The sequence below is a fragment of the Dongia sp. genome (genome assembly GCF_041906375.1).
Taxonomy (GTDB): Bacteria; Pseudomonadota; Alphaproteobacteria; order Dongiales; family Dongiaceae; genus Dongia.
In genome coordinates, this window is record NZ_JAYRJJ010000001.1 from 631,134 (window position 1) to 655,211 (window position 24,078).

Consider the following 24,078-nt stretch of genomic DNA (forward strand, 5'->3'; position numbering starts at 1 on the left):
ATGAAGAAGCTCAAGGTGCTGCATCTCTGTCACAACCATCCGGCTCTGCATCCGGGCGGAACGGAGATATTCGCCCTCGATCTGCACCGGGCCTTGAAGGAAAGCAACGAGGTCAATGGCCTCTTCATCGGCTGTGTCGATGAGAACCATCGGCGGCAGCGGCCCGGGACGGTATTCCAGGGCATCGGTCCCAATGCCGATGAAATGCTGATGTGGACGGGTCATTTCGACAATTTCTACCTGTCGCAGATCGACCTCCACGGCATCGTGCCGGAACTGACCGATCTCCTCAACACGGTGAAGCCGGATATCGTCCATTTCCACCATATCCTTTTGATGGGCGTTGAAATTCTGTTCCTGGTGCGCCGCGTCTTGCCCAAGGCGAAGATCGTTCTTTCCCTGCACGACTACTATGCGATCTGTGCGCATGACGGGCAGATGGTGACGACAACCGAGCGCCGGCCCTGCCAGCAGGCATCGCCCGATGCCTGCCATCGCTGCTTTCCGCAGCTGGAACCGGAGCATTTCGTCCTGCGCGAGCGGCACATCAAGACGCATTTCTCCGTGGTGGACCGCTTCCTGTCGCCGAGCTACTTCCTGCGCCGGCGTTTCATCAATTGGGGATTGGCAGCCGATCGCATTGAGGTCCTGCGCAATGCGCGGCCCGATCCGGAAATTTCTCCGCATCGTCAGCTGAGGGACGGAGAAGGGCGGAATCATTTTGCCTATTTCGGGAATCTTAACCCTAACAAAGGCATCCTGGTCCTTCTCGACGCGGCGCGGATTCTCAATCAGCGTCGCCCCGGTTCGTTCCGAGTGGAAATTCATGGCGGTGCGCCGTTCCAGAGCGATGCCTTCAAGGCAGATCTCGCGGCGGCGCTTGCCAAGGTCGAGGGCTTCGTGCATTGGCACGGCGCTTATCAGGCCACGGAGATGGCGGGCCTCATGCGCGACGTCGACTGGGTCGTGACGCCATCGATCTGGTGGGAAAATGCCCCTCTCGTCATTGATGAGGCCTTTGCGCAACGACGGCCGGTCATTGCCAGCGACATGGGTGGGATGGCCGAATCGGTGCGACACGAAGTTGATGGCCTGACCTTCCGCCCGGCCGATGCAGCGGCACTGGCTGACACGATGGAGCGGGCGCTGACCGAGCCGAGATTGTGGGAACGTCTGGTAGAAGGGATCCCGCAGCGTCGGACACTGGAAGCCTGCGCGGCAGATCATCTGGCGCTCTATCGCAATCTGTTGGCGGGCGAACGGTCGAATGCCGGGCGCGCCACGCGGACAAAGGTCAAGGCGGAAGGTGCCAGGTCCGCCAAGTTGGAAGGAATGACGACACATGTCAGCTAATGCGGATGCCGTGTCTAAACTCGATCTTGGCGCCGCTGCGCCCGCCAATGGTGCGGCGCACATCCAGGGTTATATCGACGCGATCGAGCCGGACCGGGTCTTCGGCTGGGCCTGGAACACGACCGACCCATCGGAGCGGCTGCATATCGAAATCCGCCAAGGTGACCAGTTGATCGTGCGTCAGGAGGCGAATCTTCCCCGTCCGGATCTGGTTGCCAATGGCATCGGTGATGGTCGCTATGCGTTCGTGGCCAACATTCCCGCCATCGGCGAGATCGACCGCGCGTCACCGATCACGGTGCTGGCCATCACCGGCGATGGTGCGGCCGGCATTGAACTGAAGCGGCAATCGGCCGGCCCGGCCCCGGCGGGTGCCGTCAGTGCCGTGGTGCTGGGGGAGATCCGCGCCCGTGACCAGCGCCTGCAGGGCCAGATCAAGCAATTGGTGTCGGTTGCCAAGGAACGCGGTGGCCTCGACCAGAGCCTTAATGAACGCGTGGCGCAGTCCCTGGAGAAGCTCGACGAGGCGCTCCCAGAGATCGATCACCGCCTTGCCGCGATGGAAGTCTTTCAGCTGCGGATCGACACGTTGCTGCAGGGCTATGACCGGCGCTTGGCCGCCGTCGAACACAAATCGCATCACCGTAAACCGCTGCTGCTCTGGGTCTGGGCCGGCGTGTCGACGGCTGTTGCCTTGGCCTTCATCGGGCAGCAGATCATGCGGAGTCTCTAGGAAATGGCTGTTAGCAAGGCCAAGGCCGGTTTGCACAACAATCCCTTCGAGATGGCCATACGCGCCTTGCGCGGTGGCCTCGCCTTTGTGGGATTCCTGACGCTCTTTATCTGCGTTTGCCAGCTGATCGTGCCGCTGTTCATGGTACAGGTCTATGACCGCGTGCTGGGCAGCCGCAGCCTCGACACCCTCGCGGCGCTGATCATCGTCGCTGCCGGCGGACTCGTTCTGCTGGGGGCCCTCGAATATATCCGCAGCCGGGTCTATCACATTCTCGGTGACCGTTTGGCGCGGCGTCTGAATTCGGCGACCCTGGAAGCCGCCGTTGCCGACAACCTCGACGGTCGCAACAATCATCCGGGCCAGGCGCTGCGTGATCTCAACGATCTGCGGCAATTCCTGACCAGTTCGGCCATCAGCGTGCCGTTCGAGGCGATGTTCGTGCCGCTGTTCCTGGCTGTGCTCTTCATGCTGCATTGGGTCTACGGCGTCATCGCGATTGCGGCGGCCGGCATGCTGGTGACACTCAGCCTGTTGATGGAAATGGTGGCACGCCGGCCGCTGGCCGAAGCCAATGAAGCCTCGGTCAAGAGCACCGCCCAGACTGCCGCCGCCTTGCGCAATGCCGAAGTGATCCAGGCGATGGGCATGCTGCCGGCCATCGCCCGGCGCTGGGAGCATGCGCAATACAAGGTCCTGCAGGGCCTCGACGAGGGCAACCGGCGCTCGCGCGCCATGTCGGCGCTCTCCAAGACGTTGCGCTACATGCTGCAGATCGTGATGATGTCGTCGGGCGCCATTCTGGTCATCGAACGCATGGCGTCGCCAGGCACGATGGTCGCTGCTTCCATCATCATGGGGCGTATGCTGCTGCCATTCGACCATCTGATCGAAGGTTGGCGGCAATGGATCTTCGCGCGCGGCGCCTATACGCGCCTCAAGGACCTCATCGGCCGGGTCGATCATCGCCCCGCAGGCATGGCGCTCAGCCATGCGGAAGGGCGGCTGGTGGTCGATCGCCTCGGCTTCATCCCCCCGGGATCGGACCGCGCGGTGTTGCGCAACATCACCTTCTCGCTGGAACCCGGCGAAGTGCTGGGTGTCATCGGACCCTCGGCTGCCGGCAAATCGACCCTGGCACGTCTGCTGGTCGGCGTGTGGAAGCCGACGCAGGGCGCCGTCTATCTCGACGGGCAGAATGTCGTCAATTGGGAGCGGGCCTCTTTCGGTGCCGCCGTCGGCTATTTGCCGCAATCGGTATCGCTGCTCGAGGGGACTGTGCGCGAGAATATCGCGCATATGGGTGAATCGGATCCGTCACGGGTCGTCGCTGCCGCCAGGCGCGCGGACGTCCACGAGACCATCGGCACCTTGCCGCATGGCTACGATACCGAAATCGGCGAGCAGGGCTTCTCCTTGAGCGGCGGCCAGCGGCAGCGTATTGGCCTGGCCCGCGCCCTGTTCGGCGATCCGGCCTTCATCGTGCTCGACGAGCCCAATGCCAATCTCGACCAGACCGGTGAACAGGCGCTGATGAATGCGCTGGCAGCGGCCAAGGCCGATGGCACCACGATCGTGCTCATCACGCACCGGCCCTCGATCGTGGGCATCTGCGACAAGCTGCTGGTGCTACGCGACGGCGGCATGGCGCAATTCGGACCGCGCGCAGACGTGCTGCGCTCGGTGACGGCGTCCGGCAAGGCCGAGGGCGCCCTCGCGCAGCCGGGCAACGGAACAGGCGGCATAGCCAGGTTGGTGAAATCATGAGCGTGATCGATCTAGGCCATCCGGGCCTCACCTATCCGGAACCTTCTTTGCGCCGCTATGTGATGTTCGGCCTCGCGGTCGTCTTCATTGGCTTTGGCGGTTTCCTGCTCTGGGGACTGCTTGCCTCGTTGGACCGTGCGGCGATTGCCGACGGCACGGTGGTGGTCGACAGCAATAAGAAATCGGTGCAGCACCTCGAAGGCGGCATCGTCAAGGAATTGCTGGTGCGCGACGGCGATCTGGTGAAGGCGGGCGACGTGCTGCTGCGCCTTGACGCGACCCAGGTCCAGGCGCAGATCAGCCAGCTGCATATGGAGCATTATTCGCGCCTTGCCCGCATCGCACGCCTGACGGCGGAGCAGGAAGGGGCCCGCGACATCACCTATCCGGCCGAACTCCTGGCAGCCTCTGCCGAACCGGCGGTCAAGGTGCTGATGGCCTCGCAGAAGGCACTACTCGATGCGCGCATGTCGGCCTATGAGGAAGGCGTCGGCATGCGCCAGAAAAAGATCGGCGAGACGGAGAACGAAATTGCCGGCCTGAAGAGCCAGATCGGCGCCACGCAGGAAATGCTGGCTATCAACGAGAAACAGTTGGTCAGCATTCGCGAGCTCTATAAGAAGGGCCTCACTGAAATCCCGCGCCTGCGTGGCCTGGAAAGTGCGTCGGCGGAACTGGGCGGTCGCATCGGCGAATTGAAGTCGAACATCGCCCGCAGCGCCGAAACCATCGCCGGCATGCGCATCGAGATCGAAAATCTGCGGTCGACCCGCGCCACCGAGGTCAATGCCGAACTGCAGCAGGTGTTGATGGAAGGCAGTGACTATGAGGGCCGCCTCGCCGGCCTCAAGGACATTCTGAGCCGCCTCGATCTCCGCGCGCCGCAGGGCGGTCGCATCGTCAATTCGCAGGTCTTCGGCCCCGGCGCCGTCATCGTCCCCGGCAAACCGGTGCTCGACATCGTGCCGCAGGACGACCAACTGGTGGTCGAGGCTAAGGTGAAGACCGAGGATATCGACTCTGTTCATGCCGGCCTGCCGGCCGAAGTGCGGTTGCTGGCCTATAAGCAGCGCCGCGTGCCAGCCATCGACGGCGAAGTCGTCACCGTTTCCGCCGACCGCGTGGTCGAGGAACGCTCGGGCGTGGCCTATTATATTGCGCGTGTAAAACTGGATCTGAGTTCTTTGCCGCCCGGCATGAATGTAACCCCCTATCCGGGCATGCCGGCCGAGGTGCTGATCGCCACCGGCCCGCGCCGCGCCATCGATTACTTCACCTCGCCGCTCACCGATACCTGGAACCGCGCTTTCCGCGAGGAATAGCAAGGATTCAGTACCTACTGGCGCAGCGATGCTGCCAACGGTATGAAGTCGTCCATCACGAGGTGATGGAAGCTGCATGACCGCTCATATCCTGCAATCCCGCAAAGGGCACTCTCTCCGGGGCCTGCTGTTCTGCCTTAGCCTGCTGGTGGCGAGTTGCGGCGCCGACACGGCTCTGGTGGACTTTGCGACACTTGAGCGCGCGACAACGCCCAATGATGCGCTGGCATGTCCGCCGGGTCTCTGTTCGGCCAGGACCGACTTCATCACCGAGGTCGTGCCGCAATCTGCGCAGGAACTGGCGGCGAAGGTCACGGCGACCTTGCTGGCGGAGCCGCGCACGGAACTGATGATGCAGGATGCCGACAGCCAGCGCTTCGTCTTCGTGCAGCGCTCGCGCCTGTTCCGTTTCCCCGATACGGTCAATGTCGCGATCATGGTGGTCGATGACAGTCATGCCACGCTGGCGATCTACAGCCACTCGAATTATGGCTATGGCGATCTTGGCGTGAACCGCACGCGGGTCGAGGATTGGCTGGCCAAGATCGGCGTTTCGGTGCGCGCGACGCCATGAGCGCGCTGCCGGCAGGTACGGCGCGCTTTGAGGACCTGGCCCAGGCGGGCATGCTGTCGACGCGGACCCTCTTCAGTTATTGGCGCCAGACCAGCCGCGACGGCATTCCCCTGCAGCGCCATGAAATCGACCCCGCCGCCTTGCGCGACATCCTGCCTTTCCTGCTGCTGGGCGATATCGAGACGGAGCCATTCCGCGTCCTCTTTCGCCTGGTCGGCACCGGTGTCGCCGATTTCAGCCGGCAGGATTTCAGCGGAAAATATCTCGACGAGCTGGTCTACAGCGCCCGCGACAGCATCAGCTGGGCCGATTGCTATCGCTATGTGCATGACGAACGCATCGGTGTGATCGGCGTCAACGATCTGCATTTTGCCGACGATCGAATCACCTCTTACGAATTCGCCATCCTGCCGCTGGCCCGAGGCGCCGATCCGGCCGGGTCCTTCATCGCCATCGAGGCCTACGACAATTTCGACCGCCTGAGCATTCCAGACCTGGAGCCTGTTGCCCGCCGGCCATAGCTCACAATCAGTCGATCGCGCGTTCGGCAATCTTCTCCATGAGGTCGCGGGCGAAGCCGTCGCAGCCGCGTTCCATGTCGCGCAGGGCGGGCAGGCGGACGATGTCATGGAAGGCCGCGAAGTTCAGCATCTCGTTCTGCATGGCGCTGGTGTCGCCGCTCTCGCGCAAGCCGGTGTAGAGCCGCCGCAAGGCATAGGCGATGGTATAGGTGGCTGCCACGGGAAAGGCCACGCAGGCATAGCCGATGTCTTCCAACTGCGCTGCCGGCAGCACCGGCGTCTTGCCGCCCTCGACATTGTTGGCCATGCAAGGCGCGGGGATCTCGCTGCAGATGCGGGCCATCTCGTCGGCGGTCAGGGGCGCCTCGACGAAGATGAGATCGGCGCCAGCCTCGCGGTAGATCTGCGCGCGTTCGATCGCGGCCTCCAGCCCCTCGATCGCGCGCGCATCGGTCCGTGCCATGATGACGAGGTCCTGGTCGACCCGTGCGTCAGTGGCGGCTTTCACCTTCGCCACCATTTCAGTGACGGGCACCACGCGCTTGCCGTCCATATGGCCGCAGCGCTTGGGCGCCACCTGGTCCTCGATGAACAGGGCGGCGACGCCGACGCGCTCATAGGCCCGCACTGTGCGGGCGACATTGATCGCCGTGCCATAGCCCGTATCGGCATCAGCGAGGACCGGCAGCGCCGTCGTGTCGCATAGCCGCGCATAGTGATCGGCCATTTCCGCCATGCCCAGCTGCCCGATGTCCGGGGCGCCCAGCAGGCTGGCGGTGGCGGCGTAGCCGCCGGCCGTGAAAGCCTCGAACCCGGCCATTTCGATGAGGCGCACTGACAGGGCGTCATGGGCACCCGGCATCACCAGGATTTCCGGCTGGTCGATCAACTGGCGGAATCGGGTGGTGCGGCGCATATAAGATACCCTCGGCTGGTGCTGCTGCCTCTATCATAGCCTCAACTGCCGAGTCGCAGTGCGAGGCCGGGCTTTTTGGCGTTCGTCGGGAACCTCGGCCGCGTCCAAGACGTTACTACACGGGTATTTTGGCAAATTCCTGTTGAATTCTGCTGCTGGCCGCACGAGACTAGGGCCGGTTTTGCATTCCATGGGCTCAAAAGAGGGATATCAACCATGTCAAAGCGTTTCGCGATCCGCCTGTCGGCGGCAGCCCTGGTGGCGGGGAGTGTTCTGGGTGTTGCCGGCCTTGCCGCCGCTCAGGACCAGACGGCAATCTACAGCCAGTATCATCAGGCGATCCGCGCCGCCGAAGCCTGCCGTGAAATGACGCTGGATCCGGCTACCTGGAGCAAGGTTTCCACCTATATCGACAAGAAGATCAATTACGAGATCCCGGCCGGTGAGCGCCTGACGCTGATCGAAGCCGCCAAGACCGACACCCGCGAGCTGGTGTGGAACAAGGGCTGCGATTCCGACGAAGTGAAGGCGTTGCTCTCGCTCTATGACGCCGAACTCGCCAACCCGGCGATGTAAGGATCTGGTCGGCCACAAGGTCGATCGGCCTGGAACCCCGCTACCGCAAGGTGGCGGGGTTTTTGCTTGAGAATATGGTCTAAGACGTCTGCACAGGGAGAGGGGGAGAGCAGTTCAGTCCTGCTCGATCCCGAAACGTGACGGGCAGTTGCCCTTGGCCGGTCTGGCGGTGTCCAACGATTGCTGGGCGAGCGGTGCCTCGATCCGCCCCGCTTTAACCCTCAACCGGATCTCGCTGAGATAGGCGGCGCCATTCTCGCGCCGGCAGATGAGCTGCAGGGCGCGATCGCTGCCAGTCCCGTATTCGGCAGCGAAGGCCTGCAGCACATCGCGCCGTGCCAGGACCTTGCCGGATCCCTTTGCGATGAAGGCCGCAAGACCGGATCGGGTGGCATCCTCCGCCAGTGATACCGCCGCCTCGAAATAGCGCTCGGCGCCCAGGCCGCTGCAGGTCCCGTGCTTGATCCATTGATGGCGCTCGAGCCGCGATTGAACGCCTGGCATGACATCGGCAAGGCGATCCTGAAGGTCGGTGCCGAGTTCCACCGCGGGCAGCTGTCCCCAATCGGCTCTGTCGGCCGCCATCATGCGTGCCCGGTCGCGTGCCAGGCAGTAATCATCCGCTTCGTCCAAACGCCTGTCGCCATTGCGATCGGCATTGGGCCACAGGCCATGCAGGACCAGGCGATCATTGTCGTCGGCCGCCTGGCATTCTGCTTTGCTGCTGCCGGCATCGCTGGCGCAGAAATCCGCCTGCCAGCTCAGGGCCAGCACATAGCTGGCATTCTCCGCTCGTGCGGCGTTAGCCAGCAACATCCCGCAAAGAAAAACGGCCGCGCGAAGCATCTGTCCGCGGCGGCCGTTGATGGGCAAATGTGTCGGCGCACTTATTTGAACTGCACCTTGGCGATTTCATAGGATTTCGAGCCGCCCGGCGTGGTCACTTCGACCGATTCACCGACCGTCTTGTTGATGAGGGCCCGCGCCAGCGGCGCCGTGATGGACAGGCGGCGCGACTTGATGTCCGCCTCGTCTTCGCCGACGATCTGGTAGACGGCCTTCTCCTCGGTATCCTCGTCGATGAGGGTCACCGTGGCGCCGAACTTGACGGCCTTGCCGGTCAGCTTCGAGACATCGATGATCTCGGCGCGCGAAATCTTGTCCTCGAGTTCCATGACGCGGCCCTCGATGAAGGATTGGCGTTCGCGCGCGGCATGATACTCGGCATTTTCCGACAGATCGCCATGCTCGCGCGCTTCCGCGATGGCACGGATCACCGCCGGCCGCTCGACCGACTTCAACTGCTTCAACTCTTCCTCAAGGCGGGCAAAGCCCTCCTCGGTCATCGGAATCTTCGACATGGGCAATTCCACAGCAAAAAAAGCAAAAGAACCCCTCGGGCGCGGCCCGGTTCCGAAAATCGGCACCTCGTCGCTACCCGGTGAGCCTGACATGTCCAGTGGAACCAGGTCCCTAGAAAACAGCTAGGGCCTACCCTGGTCGGCCGTTAATCTTTAGCGGCCGTTTCTCCGGTTCAGCTCTTAAAGTACGATTGCAGCGGCGCGACTGCAAGCTCCCCGGCAGCCAGGGCGCCCACGGCGTCGACCGCGGCCACAGCCCCCGAAAGGGTCGTGTAATAGGGAATCTGTCCCATCAGGGCCGCCCGGCGCAAGCTGAAACTGTCGCCCACGGCCTTGTTGCCGGCCACCGTGTTGAAGACCAGCTTGATTTCGCCGCGCTGCATCGCCTCGACGATATGGGGCGAACCCTGGTGGACCTTGTTGATGGCCCGCACATTGAGGTTCTGGTTCCTGAGATAGGCCGCCGTGCCCGGTGTCGCACAGATGTCGAAGCCCATATCCAGCAGGCGCTTGGTGGCGGCCACGATGCTGGGCTTGTCCTTGTCTTTGACCGAGATGAAGACGGTGCCGCTCTTGGGCAAATTGAGACCGGCGCCCAGCTGCGCCTTCAGGAAGGCACGGGCGAAGTTGGAATCGAGCCCCATGACCTCACCGGTCGAGCGCATCTCCGGGCCTAAGATGATGTCGACGCCGGGGAAGCGGGCGAAGGGGAAGACGGCTTCCTTTACGGCGACATGATGGCGCAGGCTCGGGTTGAGGTCGAAAGCCTTCAACTTTTCACCCGCCATGACCCGCGCCGCGATTTTGGCGATGGGCAGGCCCGTCGCCTTGGCGACGAAAGGCACTGTGCGGCTGGCGCGCGGATTGACTTCCAGCACATAGATGTCGGCGCCCTTGATGGCGAACTGCACATTCATCAGGCCGACGACACTGAGCCCCTTGGCAAGGCTTTCCGACTGGCGGCGCAGTTCCGCGATCACCTGCAGCGGCAGAGTATGCGGGGGCAGGGCACAGGCGGAATCGCCGGAATGGATACCGGCCTCTTCGATATGTTCCATGATGCCGGCGACATAGACGTCGGTGCCGTCGGCCAGCGCGTCGACATCGACCTCGATCGCGTCTTCGAGATAGGAATCGATCAGCACCGGATTGTCGCCGGAAACCTGCACGGCGGTGCGCATATAGCGGCGCAGCTGGCCGATCTCATGCACGATCTCCATGGCGCGGCCGCCCAGCACATAAGACGGGCGAATGACGACCGGATAGCCGATCTCGCCGGCGATCTTCTCGGCCTCTTCGGTCGAACGGGCGATGCCGTTCTTCGGCTGGCGCAATTTCAACTTGTGCAGCAATTGCTGGAAGCGCTCGCGATCTTCCGCGAGATCGATCGCGTCGGGCGAGGTGCCGAGGATCGGAATATTCGCGGCCTCGAGGGCGGCGGCGAGCTTCAGCGGCGTCTGGCCGCCAAACTGCACGATGCAGCCCAGCAGCTTGCCCTTGCTTTGCTCGACGCGGGCGATCTCGATCACGTCCTCGGCAGTCAGCGGCTCGAAATAGAGCCGGTCCGAGGTGTCGTAATCGGTCGAGACCGTCTCCGGGTTGCAATTGACCATGATGGTCTCGACGCCAGCATCTTTGAGGGCGTAAGCCGCATGGACGCAGCAATAGTCGAACTCGATTCCCTGCCCGATGCGGTTGGGACCGCCGCCCAGGATGATGACCTTGTTGCGTTCGCTGGGCTTGGCTTCCGTCTCGGCCGGCTCGACGCCATCGCCTTCATAGCAGGAATACATATAGGGCGTGTTCGACGCGAATTCGGCGGCGCAGGTGTCGATGCACTTATAGACCGGGTGCAGATCGAGCTTCAGGCGCAACGCCGTCACCTCGGCCGGCTTCTGGCCGACCAGCTGCGCCAGGCGCGCATCGGAGAAGCCAAGCTTCTTCAAGCGCATCAGGCCGGGCTTGGTCCTGGGCAGGCCGTTGGCCTTCACTTGCGCCTCGGTCTTCACCAGCATCTCGATCTGGCGAATGAACCAGGGATCGAATTTCGACGCCTCGTGGATTTCCTCGACGGTGAGGCCATGGCGCAGGGCCTGGGCGATGAGCAGCAGTCGGTCCGGCGTCTGCTTGGCCAACTGCGCCATGATGGTCGGCTTATCGTCGCCATCGAGCGCCACTTCATTGAGCCCGTTGAGGCCCGTCTCCATCGAGCGCAGCGCTTTCTGCAGCGATTCCGCAAAGGACCGGCCGATCGCCATCGCCTCGCCCACCGATTTCATCGACGTGGAGAGGGTCGCCTCGGCGCCGGCAAATTTCTCGAAGGTGAAGCGCGGCATCTTGGTGACCACGTAATCGATGGTCGGCTCGAAGGAGGCCGGCGTCACCTTGGTGATGTCGTTCTGCAATTCGTCCAGCGTGTAGCCGACGGCAAGCTTCGCGGCGATCTTGGCAATCGGGAAACCGGTAGCCTTCGAGGCGAGTGCCGACGAGCGCGAGACGCGCGGGTTCATTTCGATGACGACCAGTCGGCCCGTGGTCGGGCTCACGGCGAACTGCACGTTCGATCCGCCGGTATCGACGCCGATCTCGCGCAGCACCGCGATCGAGGCGTTGCGCATGATCTGGTATTCTTTGTCGGTCAGCGTGAGGGCCGGCGCCACGGTGACGGAATCACCGGTGTGCACGCCCATCGGGTCGATATTCTCGATCGAGCAGATGATGATGCAATTGTCCGCCTTGTCGCGGACGACTTCCATCTCATATTCCTTCCAGCCCAGCACCGATTCCTCGACCAGCACCTGGCCGACCGGCGACGCCTTGAGGCCGCCTTCGATGATGCGGATGAATTCCTCGCGCGACTGGGCGATGCCGCCGCCGGTGCCGCCCAGTGTAAAGCTCGGCCGGATGATGGCCGGCAAGCCGACATATTCCAGCGCCTCCAGCGCCTCTTCCATGCTCTCGACCTGACGGCCGCGCGGGCTCTCAAGCCCGATGCGATCCATCGCCTCGCGAAACAGGAAACGGTCTTCGGCCATGTCGATCGCATGCGCATTGGCGCCGATCAATTCGACGCCGAGTTCGACCAGCTTGCCGGATTTGTGCAGCGCCATCGCCGTATTGAGCGCCGTCTGCCCGCCCATGGTCGGCAGCACCGCGTCGGGGCGTTCCTTCTCGATGATCTTCGCCACCACTTCCGGCGTAATCGGCTCGACATAAGTGGCGTCGGCGAGATCCGGATCGGTCATGATCGTGGCAGGGTTCGAGTTCACCAGAATGACCCGGTACCCCTCAGCCCGGAGCGCCTTGCAAGCCTGAGCCCCCGAATAATCGAACTCGCAAGCCTGCCCAATAACAATCGGCCCCGCGCCGATGATGAGGATCGATTTGATATCAGTGCGTTTGGGCATGATGACTCACTTCTTCTTCGCCATGTTCTCGACGAAGCGGTGGAAGAGGTAATGGCTGTCCTGCGGCCCCGGCGAGGCCTCCGGGTGATATTGTACCGAGAAGACCGGCTTCGATTTCAGTGCGAGACCCTCGACGCAATTGTCGAAGAGCGAACGGTGCGTGATCTCGACATCGGCGGGGAGGCTTTCGGCCACCACTTCGAAGCCATGATTCTGGCTGGTGATCTCGACCTTGCCGGTATGCAGATCCTTGACCGGATGATTGGCGCCGCGATGGCCGCGATGCATCTTGTGGGTCTTGCCGCCCAAGGCCAGGGCCAGCATCTGGTGGCCAAGGCAGATGCCGAAGATCGGCAGATCCTTGGCAAGGAGGTCCTTGATCACCGGCACGGCATATTGGCCGGTCGCGGCCGGATCGCCCGGGCCGTTGGAAAGGAAAATACCATCGGGCTTGTGGCGCAGCACATCGTCGGTGCTGGCGGTCGCGGGCACGACGGTGACGTCGCAGCCGGCATCGGCGAGGCAGCGCAGGATGTTATCCTTGGCGCCGTAATCGATGGCGACGACCTTGAACTTCGCGGGCGCCGCCTTCTGATAGCCGCCATTGAGCGCCCAGAGGCCGCCTTCCCAATGATAGGTCTGCCGGCAGGTGACATCCTTGGCGAGATCCATGCCGTCGAGGCCGGGCCAAGCCTTCGCGTGGCTGATCAGCGCCGGGATGTCGAACTGACCGTCCTTGCGGTAGGCGATGACACCATTGGGTGCCCCGGCATCGCGGATGCGGTGGGTGAGGGCGCGGGTGTCGATCCCGGCGATGGCGAAGAGATTGTTGGCCTTCAGCCAGGCATCGAAGCCCTGGGTCGCACGCCAGCTCGACGGCTCGGTGATGTCGAGGTTGAGGATGGCGCCCCGCGCCGCCACGGCGCGCGTTTCCACATCTTCCGGGTTGGCGCCGACATTGCCGATATGGGGGAAGGTGAAGGTGATGATCTGCCCGGCATAGGAGGGATCGGTCATGATCTCCTGATAGCCGGTCATCGAGGTGTTGAAGCAGATCTCGCCCACGGCCTGACCTTCCACGCCCAAGCCTCGGCCCTTCAGCACGGTCCCGTCGGCTAGGACGATCACGGCCGTGGCGATCGGCTGTTCGTCGGAAGCGGGCGCGTGGGCAGATTTGGTCGCGGCGGTCATGCGCGGGCCTTTGCTCTTGGGTCGTGAAAATGGGGGCGGGCCAACCTGGGCAGCCGCTTTGAGCGTCAAGGAGCGCCGGGCGCCGGCCGCAAGTTGGGAGTTTCTAAGCTGAGTGAGCCCCGTCGTCAAGCAGTCGTTGGAAAAGAATAACGAGTATTTTCAATAGTTTGGCGGCTATCAGCCGCATGGACTCGTGGGGGCGAATCCTATATGGTCCGACCTTTCCACAATCTTCAGAATGAACGGATGGCGGCCATGCTGCGGCAGCGGATCAATGATGATGTCAAAACGGCCATGAAGGCCAAGGATGAGGCGCTTTCGGGCCTCCGCCTGATCACCGCCGCCATCAAGGACAAGGACATCGCCGCCCGTCCCGGCAATATGAACGGCATTTCCGACGCCGAGATCATCGACATGCTGCAGAAGATGATCCGCCAGCGCCAGGAAAGCATCGAGATGTACACCAAGGGCAACCGCCCGGAGCTCGCCGCCAAGGAACAGGGCGAGATCGACGTCATCAACCGCTATCTCCCCAAGCAGCTCTCGCAGGCGGAAACCGAAGCGGCCATCGCCGCCATCGTCGCCGAGACGGGCGCCAGCTCGATCAAGGACATGGGCAAGGTGATGGGCCTCCTCAAGGAGCGTTTCGCCGGCCAGTTGGATTTCGGCAAGGTGGGCGCCCTGGTGAAGGCGAAGCTCGGCTAAGGGCTCCCTATACATGGCGCTGCTGCCGCAATTCCTGGAAGAGCTGCGCCGCCGCGTCTCGATCTTCGATGTCGTGGGACGGCGCGTGCGGCTCAACCGGCGCGGCCTGCAGGCAACCGGCCTGTGCCCCTTCCACAACGAAAAAAGCCCGTCCTTTCATGTCTATGAGGGGCCCGATGAGCCGCATTACCATTGCTTCGGCTGCGGTGCCCATGGCGACGTCATCACCTTCGTCATGGAGACGGAGGGGATGCAGTTCCGTGATGCGGTCGAGAAACTGGCCGGGGAAGCCGGTCTAGAGATTCCGCGCGATAATCCAGAAGCCCGCGAACGTGCCGAGCGCCAGGACACATTGGCCGGTGTCATGGAGCTTTCCGCCAAATTCTTCGAATCCCAGTTGGGCGGCAGCGCCGGCCGCGCCGGACTCGATTATTTCCGCCGCCGCGGGTTGACCCCGGAAACGATCAAGCGCTTCCGACTGGGTTTCGCGCCAGATGGCTTCGAGGCCCTGAAGCAGAAGCTCGCCAAGGAAAACATCCCGGAAAGCGTTTCCCTCGAATCCGGCATGCTGGTGAAGAATGAGGAGACGGGCCGGGTCTATGACCGCTTCCGCGGCCGCGTCATGTTTCCGATCATGGACGCCAAGGGCCGCGTCATCGCCTTCGGCGGCCGGGCGCTGGGCGATGAAAAACCCAAATATCTAAACTCCCCGGAAACGCCGCTCTTTCACAAGGGGCGCACCCTCTACAACCTCAACCACGCCCAGAAGCCGGCCCGCGACAAGAACGAGATCATCGTTGTCGAAGGCTATATGGACGTGATCGCCCTGGCTGAAGGCGGCTTTCCTCACGCCGTGGCGCCGCTTGGCACGGCCCTCACCGAGGACCATATCCAGCTCCTCTGGCGCTTTGCCCAGGAGCCGATCCTCTGCTTTGACGGCGATGCGGCCGGTCAGAAGGCCGCGGCGCGCGGGGTGGAGCGGGTGTTGCCGCTGCTGAAACCGGGCCTTTCCCTGCGTTTTGCCTGGCTGCCCCAGGGCCAGGATCCTGACGACCTCATCCGCGGTCCCGCCAACGGCGGCGGTGCCGGTGGTGGGGCGGGGGCGATGCGCCAGGTCCTGGAAAAGGCCCAACCGCTGGTCGACGTGCTCTGGTCCGAGATTCTGGCAGGCCGCACCCTGGATACCCCGGAACGCCGCAGCGGCTTCCGCCGCGACCTTTTAGCCGCCATCAACCGCATCGCCGATAAAGGGGTGCAGGAAGATTACCGCCGGGAAATGTTGGGGCGCCTCGACCAGATGTTCGCCGCCCCCGTCCAGGGCGGTGGTCAGAAAACGGCCGCAACCGGTGGATTCAGGCCGCAACGCTTTGGCCGCTTTGCCAATGTTCGCCAGCCGGGAACGCCCTTCCAGCATCTCGATGGCGGGGGTGAGGCCGCAAGGCGCGGGACCTCGGGCGTCAAGCGGCTGCCATATGAAGTGATGTTGGCCGTCCTTATTAACCATCCCGATCTGCTGCACCGGCACGGAGAAGCGGCGGCGCTGGTGCCGATTCCGGACCGTCAGCTTGACAAGCTGAAGGGGGCCTTGTTAGACCTCGCCTCCCAGTATCCGGACCTTGACGCCAGCGACCTCAGGAACCATTTGATGGAACTAGGTTTCTCCGCAGCGATTGAAGCTCTGGTTCGGCACACGGGAACGATCAGATTTGCCCTTCCTTCAGCCGGGGTTCCCCAGGCCGAGGCGGGGCTTTTGCACGTTATGGCCATTTTGCGCGAAACCGAGATCGCGGTTGAGCTGGAAGCGGCGGCACGGGCCCTGGAGGAAGACATGTCTCAGGAGAACCTCGACCGCTTCCAGGCGGCGCAGCAGCAGAAGCTGGAAGCCGAGAGCCGGCGGCGCGATCTGGACCTCGCCGACACTGAACACTTATTCAAGAATTGAACGGCTATTCAGCCGAGATGACCGATTAGACGCTCAAAAGGGCTCAGGTGAGATTAGATGGCAACCAAACCGACCGCGAAACCCCAGGCCGATGCAAACAAGCCCAAGGAAGAGACTGCCGAAGGTCCGCTGATGGACGGCATGAATGCCGCCGTCCGCAAGATGCTCGCCAAGGCCAAGGAGCGCGGCTACGTCACCTATGACGAGCTCAACGCGGTCCTGCCGCCCGAGCAGATGTCCTCCGAACAGATCGAAGACACGCTGGCCCTCTTGAACGAGATGGGCATCAATGTGGTCGAGAATGACGACAGCGAGGAATCGGAAGACGAACCCAAGGCCGAGGCGGAAGCCGATGGCGAGGAAGAAGGCAAGCCGGCCGGCAATCTGAACGACAGCGATGTCGGCCGCACCGATGATCCGGTGCGCATGTACTTGCGCGAAATGGGCTCGGTCGAACTGCTCTCGCGCGAAGGCGAAATCGCCATCGCCAAGCGCATCGAAGCCGGTCGCGACATGATGATCGGTGGTATCGGCGAAAGCCCGACCACTCATCGCTGCATCGTCGAATGGCGCGACAAGCTGAAGGCCGGCGAACTGCTGCTGCGCGACATCATCGATCTCGATGCCAGCATGGGTGGGGCGCCGCTCTCGGAAGAGGAAATGCTGCGCCAGAACGAGGCGGCACTCGAAGGCGAAGAGCCGGAGGCCGAAGCTGAAGCCGAAGCCGAAGGCGAGGCGAAGCCGGCTGCCGCTGAAGGCGAAGAGGGTGAAGAGGCCGCGGTGTCGCTGGCTTCGATGGAACTCACCCTGATGCCGCAGGTCCTCGAGACCTTCGACAAGATCGCAGCACTGCAGAAGAAGCTCGAGAAGGTGCAGCTGAAGCGCCTCGAGACCATTCTCGCCGGCGAAGACCTCAACCCGCGTTCGGAAAAGGCCTACGAGAAGCAGAAGCTCGAGATGGTCGACCTGATGCGCTCGGTGCGCCTGAACAACAACCGTATCGAAGCGCTGGTCGACCAGATGTACGGCCTCAACCGCCGTCTGATGGGCCTCGAGGGCCAACTCATGCGCCAGACCATGAAGGCCGGCGTGAAGCGCGAGGAGTTCCTGCAGAAGTACTATGGCTCCGAGCTCGATCCGAAATGGATCGCCAAGGTCGGCAAGCTCGCCGGCAAGGGCTGGAAGAAGTTCGCGACCGACCATAAGGACGACGCCAAGAACATCCGCGGCGGCATCTCCGAGATCGCAACCCTGGTCAATCTGCCGATCGGCGATTTCCGTCGCATCGTCAACACGGTGCAGAAGGGCGAGCGCGAAGCCAGCCGCGCCAAGAAGGAGATGGTGGAAGCCAACCTCCGCCTCGTCATCTCGATTGCCAAGAAATACACCAATCGCGGCCTGCAATTCCTCGATCTCATCCAGGAAGGCAATATCGGCCTGATGAAGGCGGTCGATAAGTTCGAATACCGCCGCGGCTACAAATTCTCGACCTACGCCACCTGGTGGATCCGTCAGGCGATCACCCGTTCGATCGCCGACCAGGCCCGCACCATCCGCATCCCGGTGCACATGATCGAGACGATCAACAAGTTGGTCCGCACCAGCCGCCAGATGCTGCACGAAATCGGCCGCGAACCGACGCCGGAGGAATTGGCGGAAAAGCTGCTGATGCCGCTGGAGAAGGTGCGCAAGGTCCTGAAGATCGCCAAGGAACCGATCAGCCTCGAAACGCCGATCGGCGACGAGGAAGACAGCCATCTTGGCGATTTCATCGAAGACAAGAACGCCGTGCTGCCGCTCGACGCCGCCATCCAGGCGAATTTGCGCGAAACCACGACCCGCGTGCTGGCGACCCTGACCGCGCGCGAGGAACGTGTCCTCAGGATGCGCTTCGGCATCGGCATGAACACCGATCACACGCTGGAAGAAGTCGGCCAGCAATTCTCGGTGACGCGCGAACGTATCCGCCAGATCGAGGCGAAGGCGCTTCGTAAGCTGAAGCATCCCAGTCGTTCGCGGAAGCTTCGGAGCTTCCTGGATACTTAAGTCTCTTCCCTCCCATTGCCGTCATGCCCGGGCTTGACCCGGGCATTCGGTTTGGGGGAGAGAGTGGATCCCCGGCTCAAGTCCGGGGATGACGCCAAGTGGGTGGGCACAGTGTCGATGCCCCACTCATCGGGGGCCCGTAGTTCAGCGGTTAGAACGCGCCGCTCATAACGGTGTTGTCGGGGGTTCGAGTCCCTCCGGGCCCACCACCTCTTTTTCAGCTCCATAAGACTGGAAATCGCCAAATTCGGGTGCACCGCTCGTCGGGGGTGGATTCTCCGTGTTTGCCGAAAAGTTGTATTTTCGATAGGCTTCCTTTGCGGTCCGTTGACGATCGTGAAACCAGAGACCCGTTCCATGGCGCAGCAGTTTGTTGAATCGACCAAAGACATTTCGGCGATTGTCCGGTCGTCGAATGATGTCGATCTCGTCCAGGTCGTGGACCGTGCGCCTGTGCGCAAGGAGCCTTTCGATCATATACGCCTCGAAAATATTTTTCCTGACGGCTTCTACCGCGACATGCTCGCCAATTTGCCAGCCGCTAGCCAATACCATCCTCTTTTCCACCGCGATGCGATGACGCCCGATGGCGGCAGCACGCGGATGCGGATGTATCTCTATCCCGAACTGCTCTGGCGTCTGCCGCGTCTGCAGCGCCAGATCTGGCGTCAACTCTCGAAGAGCTTGATGTCGAAGGAACTGGAACTTGCCTTCAAGCGCAAATTCCGCGACGCGCTCGAGGATCGCTTTCAGCAACCGGCGGAGAGCATACCGCTCTATCCAATTCCCATCCTGGTGCGCGATCTCCCCGGGTATCGTATCGGCATCCATTCCGATGCGCTCAGCAAGGCGATCACGGTGCAGTTCTATATGCCAAGCGACAACCGCCAGGCGCATCTCGGCACCATCTTTCATACCACCAGGGTCAAGGACGGGACCGATGAGCCGCTGGCGATGCAATTCCTGCCCGCCACCGGCTACGCCTTCGCAGTCCGCCGCAAGGAAAGCTGGCACAGCGCCCCCCAGACGACCGAGGCGGATGGCGAGCGCCGATCGATCATGCTGACTTACTATGTCGACAAGGAACACGCGGTAAAACGCCGGCTGCAGCGGCTCGGTATCTTCTTCGGCAAATATCCGAAGATCTGACGCCAGATTGTCGCAAAGGGCGCCCGAATAGCCCCTATCGCTTGGGGATTTGTCCTCCCGGCAAAGGTGCCCTGCAAGCAAACAGGTTGCTCGTCACGCCGCGTTGTGGCCGCATGTCGCTCCAGCATTCCATCAGCTTCCGGAGTCGACATGGCCGATCTCTCTTCCTTTCCCATCACCAAGCGCTGGCCGGCGCAGCATCCCGACCGCCTGCAGCTCTATTCGCTGCCCACACCCAATGGAGTGAAAGTCTCGATCATGCTCGAGGAGACTGGGCTCCCTTATGAGGCGCATCTGGTCGATATCACTAAGAATGAGAGCTGGCTGCCGGAGTTCCTGTCGCTCAATCCCAATGGCAAGATCCCGGCGATCATCGATCCCAACGGGCCCGGCGGCAGGCCGCTGGGGCTCTTCGAATCCGGGGCCATTCTGCAATATCTCGCCGAGAAGACCGGGAAGCTGCTCTCGACCGATCCCATCCTGCGGATGGAGACCATCCAATGGGTCTATTTCCAGATGGCGGCGATTGGGCCGATTTTCGGGCAGGTCGGCTTCTTCCATAAATTCGCCGGCAAGGAGATCGAGGACAAGCGGCCGCTGCAGCGCTATGTCGACGAATCGAAGCGCCTGCTGGGTGTGATCGAAGACCGGCTCAAGGGGCGCAGCTGGCTGATGGGCGAGGCGTACAGCATCGCCGACATCGCGCATCTCGGTTGGGTGCGCAACCTGATCGGCTTCTATGGCGCGGGCGAATTGGTGGGCTATGACAAGCTGAAGAACGTTCCGGCCTGGCTGGAGCGCGGCTTGGCGCGGCCGGCGGTTCAGCGCGGTCTCACCATTCCCAGTCGACCCGCCTAATGCGGCAGCGAGGTCCTGCGGCAAAGCGGGCATGGCCATAAACCTGGCGGTATGTTGAAATCAATCGGCCGTTGGAATGACCCGAGACTGAGGGACGATGTTCAGGATTCGCAAGATCGCGATCGATACCTATCCGGAAAACACCGCCTTTCTGCTGCGCAGCGGCAACGGCTATGGCGTTGAGCAGTTCAAGGCATTGCGCAAGATCGAGGTGACGGCGGATCGGAGTGCCATTCTGGCGACCCTGGCCATTACCGACGATCCTGGCATTGTGGGGCAAGGCGAAATCGGGCTTGGCGAGCAGGCATTCCGGCGGCTCGGTCAGCCCGAAGGCAGCCTTGTCTCCATCGCCCAGGCCAAGCCGCCGGTCAGCCTGGAAGCGGTCCGCCGCAAGATCGGTGGCGACGTGCTGAGCGACAGCGAGATTTCGGCCATCATTTCCGATATCGCCACCTATCGCTACTCGCCAATGGAAATCGGCGCCTTCCTGGTGGCCTGTGCTGGCTTCATGACGACCCAGGAAACACTATCGCTTACCAAGGCGATGGCGGATGTCGGCAACCGGCTGCACTGGCATTCGCCGCTCGTCGTCGACAAGCATTGCATCGGCGGTATTCCCGGCAATCGCACCTCGATGATCATCGTGCCCATCGTGGCGGCGCATGGGCTGATCATGCCGAAAACGTCGTCCCGTGCCATCACCTCGCCATCGGGAACCGCCGACACAATGGAAGTGCTGGCCAATGTCGATCTGTCGGTCGAGCGCCTGCGCAGCATCGTTGCCAGCGAGAATGCCGTCCTTGCCTGGGGCGGACGGGTCAACCTGTCGCCGGCCGACGACGTGCTGATTTCGGTCGAGCGGCCGCTGCGCATCGACACGTTCGAACAGATGGTGGCGTCCATCCTGTCGAAGAAGATCGCGGCCGGCTCGACTCACCTGGTGATCGACATACCGGTGGGGCCGACGGCCAAGGTGCGCTCGCAAAGCGAGGCGGTGCGCCTGCGCAAGCTGTTCGAATATGTTGCCGGCAAGATCGGCTTGATGATCGACGTAGTCATCACGGACGGGTCGCAGCCGATCGGCCGCGGCATCGGCCCGGTGCTGGAAGCGCGCGATGTGATGGCGGTCCTGCGCAACGATGCCGATGCGCCTGGCGACCTGCGCGAGCGTGCGTTGATGCTGGCCGGTCGGGTCCTGGATTTCGATCCTGCGGTGGAAGGCGGCCGCGGCTATGCGCGAGCGCTGGACCTGCTGGCATCGGGCAAGGCGCTGGCGGCGATGGAGCGGCTTATCGAAGCGCAAGGCCGGCAGGCGATCGTCTTCAATGCCGGGCCGTTCAAGCACGAGGTCCTGGCTTCCGCAGACGGCGCCGTCGCTGCCATCGATTGCCATCTGATGGCGCGTATCGCCAGGCTCGCCGGTGCGCCGATGGATAAGGGGGCGGGCATCGATCTGCTGCGCAAGGTGGGCGAGCAGGTGCGCCGCGGCGAACCGCTCTATCGCATCCATGCACAATCCGAAACCGGGCTGGGTTTTGCGCGGGAACTGGCCGCGGGCGATCCCGGCTACAGGATCGCGCCGTGACGGTGACGGTCCACAGTTTTGAAGCATCGGCGAAGGAGGCGCGCTCCCTGGCGCAGGCGCTGGGCGTTGCCTTCAGTCTCGTGCATTGCCGGCATTTCCCTGATGGCGAAAGCCTGGTGCGCGTTGAAAGATCCCTGCCGGTTGCGATTCTCTATTGTTCGCTCGACCGGCCCAACGAGAAACTGGTCGAACTCATGCTGGCGGCCGCAGCGATGCGCGAGAATGGCGCCGGGCGGCTTATTCTGGTGGCGCCTTACCTCGCCTATATGCGCCAGGACATGGCCTTTCATCCCGGCGAGGCAGTGAGTCAGAAGGTGATCGGCAAGTTCATCGCGGACCATTTCGATGCGCTGGTGACGGTAGACCCGCATCTCCACCGCACGGCATCGCTGCAGCAGATCATGCCGGGCATCGCGACCCGGATTGTTCCGGCGGCGGGCACGCTATCGGCGACGCTGGCATCGGATGCGACGCCGGACACCCTTCTGGTCGGTCCCGACACCGAATCGCGCCCCTGGGTCGAAGAGGTGGCAGCGCCGCTCGGCCTGCAGGTGCTGGTCGGCGCGAAGCGGCGGCTGGGCGACAGGGATGTCGACCTCTCCATCGCGAACGTCGAAATGGCCGCGGGGCGTCCAGTCATCCTGGTCGACGATCTGATTTCCAGCGGCGCCACACTGCTCCGTTGCGCGGCCTTGGCTCGGGCGGCAGGCGCCCGGCGGATCGAGGTGCTCGCCACACATTGCCTGGCGGGGCAGGCGGACCTTCAGGCCTTGCTGGCCGGCGGGATCGCACGCGTGCGCTCGACGGATACCGTGCCCGGACCCACCGCTGCCGTGTCGATGGTCCCGGCGATCGCCGCCGCGCTGCGCGGGTTGATCGGCAGCACCTAGCGCAAGGCCGCCTTGATGGCGCGGATCGCCTGGCGCGTGCGATGCTCGTTCTCGACCAGAGCGAGGCGCACATGGTCGTCGCCATATTCACCAAAGCCGATGCCGGGGGCGACGGCGACGCCGGCCTTCTCGATGAGCAGCTTGGAAAATTCGAGCGAACCCAAGGCGCGGTAGCGTTCCGGGATCGGCGCCCAGGCGAACATCGAGGCGGGGGGTGCCGGGACCGGCCAGCCTGCAGCGTTCAAACCGTCGATCAGGACGTCGCGGCGGCTCTTGTAGCGTGCACGCATTTCATCGACGCAATCCTGCGGGCCGTTGAGGGCAGCGGTGGCCGCCACCTGGATCGGCGTGAAGGCACCGTAATCGAGATAGGATTTGACCCGTGTCAGCGCTCCGATGAGCCGCTGGTTGCCGGCGCAGAAGCCGATGCGCCAGCCGGGCATGGAATAGGTCTTGGAAAGGGAGCTGAACTCGACCGCGATCTCCTTGGCGCCCGGAACTTCCAAGATCGAGGGCGGCGGGACGCCGTCGAAATAGACCTCAGCATAGGCGATGTCGGAGATGATGAAGATTTCATGCTTGCGGCAGAAGGCCACGACCTCCCGATAGAAATCGAGATCGGCTACCTCGGCCGTCGGGTTGCTGGGATAGTTGACGATGACGGCCAGAGGCTTCGGGACCGAATGGCGCACAGCGCGGTCCATCGCCACAAGAAAATCCGGTCCCGGATGGAACGGGATCGAGCGGATGGCGGCACCCGCGATGATGAAGCCGAAGGCATGGATCGGATAGGAGGGGTTCGGCGCCAGAATGACGTCGCCGGGGCTGGTGATCGCCTGGGCGAGGTTGGCGAGTCCCTCTTTAGAGCCCAGCGTGACGATCGCCTCGCGCTCGGGATCGATCTCGACATTGAAGCGCCGCGCGTAATAGGCGGCGAGCGCCTTGCGCAGGCCAGGAATACCACGCGAGTTCGAATAGCGGTGGGCGCGCGGGTCCTGCAATGTCTCGGCCAGTTTGTCGCTCACATGTTTGGGCGGCGGCTGATCGGGATTGCCCATGCCGAAATCGATGATGTCACGACCGGCGGCGCGGGCTGCGGCCTTCAGCTTGTTCACTTCGGCAAACACATAAGGCGGCAGGCGCTTGGTGCGGTGGAACTCGGCATCCATCGGTCGGTCGGGT

Annotated in this window: 20 protein-coding genes and 1 tRNA gene; 15 read left to right on the forward strand and 6 right to left on the reverse strand. The window is 62.8% G+C overall.

The window, feature by feature from the left end:
• The 6 genes from ACE3OA_RS02885 to ACE3OA_RS02910 all read left to right on the forward strand — a co-directional run bounded on the left by ACE3OA_RS02885 (window position 1) and on the right by ACE3OA_RS02910 (window position 6,270).
• Window positions 1-1,353: a glycosyltransferase family 4 protein gene (locus ACE3OA_RS02885; RefSeq protein WP_374307669.1), complete on the forward strand. Its 1,353-nt coding sequence runs from the start codon at window positions 1-3 to the stop codon at window positions 1,351-1,353.
• A complete protein-coding gene (locus ACE3OA_RS02890) occupies window positions 1,343-2,086 on the forward strand; it encodes a hypothetical protein (protein ID WP_374307671.1) in 744 nt (247 codons plus the stop codon). The genes ACE3OA_RS02885 and ACE3OA_RS02890 overlap by 11 nt, the downstream gene beginning before the upstream one ends.
• Before the next feature lie 3 nt (window positions 2,087-2,089).
• Window positions 2,090-3,853, forward strand: a complete 1,764-nt coding sequence (locus ACE3OA_RS02895; RefSeq protein WP_374307673.1) for a type I secretion system permease/ATPase — start codon at window positions 2,090-2,092, stop codon at window positions 3,851-3,853.
• A complete protein-coding gene (locus tag ACE3OA_RS02900; protein ID WP_374307675.1) occupies window positions 3,850-5,175 on the forward strand; it encodes an HlyD family type I secretion periplasmic adaptor subunit in 1,326 nt (441 codons plus the stop codon). The genes ACE3OA_RS02895 and ACE3OA_RS02900 overlap by 4 nt, the downstream gene beginning before the upstream one ends.
• Window positions 5,176-5,251: 76 nt before the next feature.
• Window positions 5,252-5,749, forward strand: a complete 498-nt coding sequence (locus ACE3OA_RS02905; RefSeq protein WP_374307677.1) for a DUF1499 domain-containing protein — start codon at window positions 5,252-5,254, stop codon at window positions 5,747-5,749.
• Window positions 5,707-6,270: a PAS domain-containing protein gene (locus ACE3OA_RS02910; protein WP_374307679.1), complete on the forward strand. Its 564-nt coding sequence runs from the start codon at window positions 5,707-5,709 to the stop codon at window positions 6,268-6,270. Before ACE3OA_RS02905 ends, ACE3OA_RS02910 begins: the two co-directional genes overlap by 43 nt.
• A gap of 7 nt (window positions 6,271-6,277) precedes the next feature.
• Here ACE3OA_RS02910 and ACE3OA_RS02915 read toward each other — a convergent pair whose 3' ends face one another.
• Window positions 6,278-7,186, reverse strand: coding sequence for an oxaloacetate decarboxylase (locus tag ACE3OA_RS02915; RefSeq protein WP_374307682.1), 909 nt, complete (start codon window positions 7,184-7,186; stop codon window positions 6,278-6,280).
• 216 nt (window positions 7,187-7,402) lie between these two features.
• Here ACE3OA_RS02915 and ACE3OA_RS02920 point away from each other — a divergent pair, with 216 nt between their 5' ends.
• Complete coding sequence (locus ACE3OA_RS02920) at window positions 7,403-7,762, forward strand: hypothetical protein (protein ID WP_374307684.1); 360 nt, start codon at window positions 7,403-7,405, stop codon at window positions 7,760-7,762.
• A gap of 114 nt (window positions 7,763-7,876) precedes the next feature.
• Here ACE3OA_RS02920 and ACE3OA_RS02925 read toward each other — a convergent pair whose 3' ends face one another.
• The 4 genes from ACE3OA_RS02925 to carA form a co-directional block, all read right to left on the reverse strand.
• Window positions 7,877-8,578: a hypothetical protein gene (locus ACE3OA_RS02925; protein WP_374307686.1), complete on the reverse strand. Its 702-nt coding sequence runs from the start codon at window positions 8,576-8,578 to the stop codon at window positions 7,877-7,879.
• A gap of 71 nt (window positions 8,579-8,649) precedes the next feature.
• Complete coding sequence (greA, locus tag ACE3OA_RS02930; protein ID WP_374307688.1) at window positions 8,650-9,123, reverse strand: transcription elongation factor GreA; 474 nt, start codon at window positions 9,121-9,123, stop codon at window positions 8,650-8,652.
• Between the two features lie 173 nt (window positions 9,124-9,296).
• The gene (gene carB / locus ACE3OA_RS02935; RefSeq protein ID WP_374307690.1) at window positions 9,297-12,530 is read right to left on the reverse strand and encodes a carbamoyl-phosphate synthase large subunit; all 3,234 of its coding nucleotides are present in this window, start codon (window positions 12,528-12,530) and stop codon (window positions 9,297-9,299) included.
• A 6-nt stretch (window positions 12,531-12,536) separates the two neighbouring features.
• On the reverse strand, window positions 12,537-13,721 hold the full coding sequence (carA, locus tag ACE3OA_RS02940) for a glutamine-hydrolyzing carbamoyl-phosphate synthase small subunit (RefSeq protein ID WP_374307692.1): 1,185 nt from the start codon (window positions 13,719-13,721) through the stop codon (window positions 12,537-12,539).
• 255 nt (window positions 13,722-13,976) lie between these two features.
• Here carA and ACE3OA_RS02945 point away from each other — a divergent pair, with 255 nt between their 5' ends.
• From ACE3OA_RS02945 to ACE3OA_RS02980, 8 genes are all read left to right on the forward strand, one after another.
• Window positions 13,977-14,426: a GatB/YqeY domain-containing protein gene (locus ACE3OA_RS02945; protein ID WP_374307694.1), complete on the forward strand. Its 450-nt coding sequence runs from the start codon at window positions 13,977-13,979 to the stop codon at window positions 14,424-14,426.
• Between the two features lie 13 nt (window positions 14,427-14,439).
• A complete protein-coding gene (dnaG, locus tag ACE3OA_RS02950) occupies window positions 14,440-16,368 on the forward strand; it encodes a DNA primase (protein WP_374307696.1) in 1,929 nt (642 codons plus the stop codon).
• 57 nt (window positions 16,369-16,425) lie between these two features.
• The gene (gene rpoD, locus ACE3OA_RS02955) at window positions 16,426-18,414 is read left to right on the forward strand and encodes an RNA polymerase sigma factor RpoD (RefSeq protein WP_374307698.1); all 1,989 of its coding nucleotides are present in this window, start codon (window positions 16,426-16,428) and stop codon (window positions 18,412-18,414) included.
• Window positions 18,415-18,547: 133 nt separating this feature from the next.
• Window positions 18,548-18,623, forward strand: a tRNA-Met gene (locus ACE3OA_RS02960).
• 148 nt (window positions 18,624-18,771) lie between these two features.
• Window positions 18,772-19,563: a hypothetical protein gene (locus ACE3OA_RS02965; protein ID WP_374307700.1), complete on the forward strand. Its 792-nt coding sequence runs from the start codon at window positions 18,772-18,774 to the stop codon at window positions 19,561-19,563.
• 150 nt (window positions 19,564-19,713) lie between these two features.
• Entirely contained in the window at window positions 19,714-20,421 is a 708-nt protein-coding gene (locus ACE3OA_RS02970) for a glutathione S-transferase N-terminal domain-containing protein (protein ID WP_374307702.1), read from the forward strand.
• 97 nt (window positions 20,422-20,518) lie between these two features.
• Window positions 20,519-22,006, forward strand: coding sequence for a thymidine phosphorylase family protein (locus ACE3OA_RS02975; protein ID WP_374307704.1), 1,488 nt, complete (start codon window positions 20,519-20,521; stop codon window positions 22,004-22,006).
• Window positions 22,003-22,896: a ribose-phosphate diphosphokinase gene (locus ACE3OA_RS02980; protein WP_374307706.1), complete on the forward strand. Its 894-nt coding sequence runs from the start codon at window positions 22,003-22,005 to the stop codon at window positions 22,894-22,896. The genes ACE3OA_RS02975 and ACE3OA_RS02980 overlap by 4 nt, the downstream gene beginning before the upstream one ends.
• Here ACE3OA_RS02980 and ACE3OA_RS02985 read toward each other — a convergent pair.
• Window positions 22,893-24,065 carry an LL-diaminopimelate aminotransferase gene (locus ACE3OA_RS02985; RefSeq protein ID WP_374307708.1) on the reverse strand — a complete coding sequence of 391 codons (1,173 nt, stop codon included), beginning with the start codon at window positions 24,063-24,065 and terminating at the stop codon, window positions 22,893-22,895. The genes ACE3OA_RS02980 and ACE3OA_RS02985 overlap by 4 nt on opposite strands.
• Window positions 24,066-24,078: the final 13 nt, after the last annotated feature.

What these genes read in the sequence shown, in the direction of transcription:
- ACE3OA_RS02885 (WP_374307669.1), top strand. Translation starts at nt 1, where the DNA reads ATGAAGAAGCTCAAGGTGCTGCATCTCTGTCACAACCATCCGGCTCTG.
- ACE3OA_RS02890 (WP_374307671.1), top strand. Translation starts at nt 1,343, where the DNA reads ATGTCAGCTAATGCGGATGCCGTGTCTAAACTCGATCTTGGCGCCGCT.
- ACE3OA_RS02895 (WP_374307673.1), top strand. Translation starts at nt 2,090, where the DNA reads ATGGCTGTTAGCAAGGCCAAGGCCGGTTTGCACAACAATCCCTTCGAG.
- ACE3OA_RS02900 (WP_374307675.1), top strand. Translation starts at nt 3,850, where the DNA reads ATGAGCGTGATCGATCTAGGCCATCCGGGCCTCACCTATCCGGAACCT.
- ACE3OA_RS02905 (WP_374307677.1), top strand. Translation starts at nt 5,252, where the DNA reads ATGACCGCTCATATCCTGCAATCCCGCAAAGGGCACTCTCTCCGGGGC.
- ACE3OA_RS02915 (WP_374307682.1), bottom strand. Translation starts at nt 7,186, where the DNA reads ATGCGCCGCACCACCCGATTCCGCCAGTTGATCGACCAGCCGGAAATC.
- ACE3OA_RS02920 (WP_374307684.1), top strand. Translation starts at nt 7,403, where the DNA reads ATGTCAAAGCGTTTCGCGATCCGCCTGTCGGCGGCAGCCCTGGTGGCG.
- ACE3OA_RS02925 (WP_374307686.1), bottom strand. Translation starts at nt 8,578, where the DNA reads ATGTTGCTGGCTAACGCCGCACGAGCGGAGAATGCCAGCTATGTGCTG.
- greA (WP_374307688.1), bottom strand. Translation starts at nt 9,123, where the DNA reads ATGTCGAAGATTCCGATGACCGAGGAGGGCTTTGCCCGCCTTGAGGAA.
- carB (WP_374307690.1), bottom strand. Translation starts at nt 12,530, where the DNA reads ATGCCCAAACGCACTGATATCAAATCGATCCTCATCATCGGCGCGGGG.
- carA (WP_374307692.1), bottom strand. Translation starts at nt 13,721, where the DNA reads ATGACCGCCGCGACCAAATCTGCCCACGCGCCCGCTTCCGACGAACAG.
- ACE3OA_RS02945 (WP_374307694.1), top strand. Translation starts at nt 13,977, where the DNA reads ATGCTGCGGCAGCGGATCAATGATGATGTCAAAACGGCCATGAAGGCC.
- dnaG (WP_374307696.1), top strand. Translation starts at nt 14,440, where the DNA reads ATGGCGCTGCTGCCGCAATTCCTGGAAGAGCTGCGCCGCCGCGTCTCG.
- rpoD (WP_374307698.1), top strand. Translation starts at nt 16,426, where the DNA reads ATGGCAACCAAACCGACCGCGAAACCCCAGGCCGATGCAAACAAGCCC.
- ACE3OA_RS02965 (WP_374307700.1), top strand. Translation starts at nt 18,772, where the DNA reads ATGGCGCAGCAGTTTGTTGAATCGACCAAAGACATTTCGGCGATTGTC.
- ACE3OA_RS02970 (WP_374307702.1), top strand. Translation starts at nt 19,714, where the DNA reads ATGGCCGATCTCTCTTCCTTTCCCATCACCAAGCGCTGGCCGGCGCAG.
- ACE3OA_RS02975 (WP_374307704.1), top strand. Translation starts at nt 20,519, where the DNA reads ATGTTCAGGATTCGCAAGATCGCGATCGATACCTATCCGGAAAACACC.
- ACE3OA_RS02985 (WP_374307708.1), bottom strand. Translation starts at nt 24,065, where the DNA reads ATGGATGCCGAGTTCCACCGCACCAAGCGCCTGCCGCCTTATGTGTTT.